This window comes from Bartonella sp. AA86SXKL, assembly GCF_042196885.1.
This window is the reverse complement of the sequence record NZ_JBHIRE010000144.1, coordinates 1-1,061: the sequence shown is the minus strand read 5'-3', so window position 1 is coordinate 1,061 and position 1,061 is coordinate 1. Positions and strand designations below refer to the sequence as shown.

The 1,061-nt window shown below is 39.6% G+C and carries 1 protein-coding gene; it reads right to left on the bottom strand.

Translation table 11 applies throughout. The features are described from left to right. Nucleotides 1-1,061: thiamine pyrophosphate-dependent enzyme (locus tag ACFIO5_RS10595; RefSeq protein ID WP_375705379.1), on the bottom strand; the 1,061-nt coding region annotated here is incomplete at both ends.

Here is a 1,061-nt window from a genome sequence, read left to right as displayed (position 1 = left end):
CATTTTCTTGGTCAGAAAGAACTGAATGACGTTGTGAAAAAGTTCCACGTTCAACATCCTCACCAGAAAGACGAACTGGTGCTCCTTCTGAGCAAAGCGAACCAAAAGCCAAAGCTTCAGCCGTTGCCCAATCAACCCCCTCACCGGTTTCAAAAATTTTAGCACGATTGTTTAAAAAGCGTTGAATTGTTTTATGAACATGAAAATCCGCTGGTATTTCGACAAGTTTTTCACCAATTTCCTTTAAAGTTTTTAAATCAACCCCCGTCGTTCCACTATGTTGCTCATCAACGTTATTGGAAGCTTTAAGACCCGTCCAGCTACCATAAAGCCAATCAGCTTTATTTGGCTTATAAGAAGTACTTGCTTCAAGCTCAACTTCAAGTTTATCACGCCATAATTTCTTTTGCTGTTCAATCTCTTCTACAGTAATCACCCCTTCTTCTATCAACTGATCACCATAAAGCTGAAGAGTCGTTTTGTGGTTACGTATAGCCTTATACATAAGCGGCTGTGTAAAGGAAGGTTCATCGCCTTCATTATGCCCATAACGACGATAACAGAACATATCAATTACCACTGGTTTATGGAAAATTTGACGAAACTCTGTCGCTAATTTTGCAACAAAGACAACTGCTTCGGGATCATCACCATTCACATGGAAAATCGGTGCATCAATCATTTTTGCAACATCTGATGGATAAGGTGAAGAACGCGAAAAGCGTGGATTTGTTGTAAAACCAATCTGATTATTGATAATAAAATGAATTGAACCCGCAACGCGATAACCTTTTAGACCAGAAAGACCAAAAGTTTCTTGAATAACACCTTGTCCTGCAAAAGCAGCATCACCATGAATAAGTAAGGGCAAGACCTTTGAACGTTCACTTAATGGCAGTGTATCAGTGCGTGTAGGCCCAATAAGTTGGTCTTGTTTAGCGCGTGCCTTTCCAATAACAACAGGATCAACAATCTCAAGATGAGATGGATTAGCCAAAAGCGATAAATGAACTTTTTTACCATCAAATTCAAGATCAGCCGAGGTTCCCAAATGATATTTG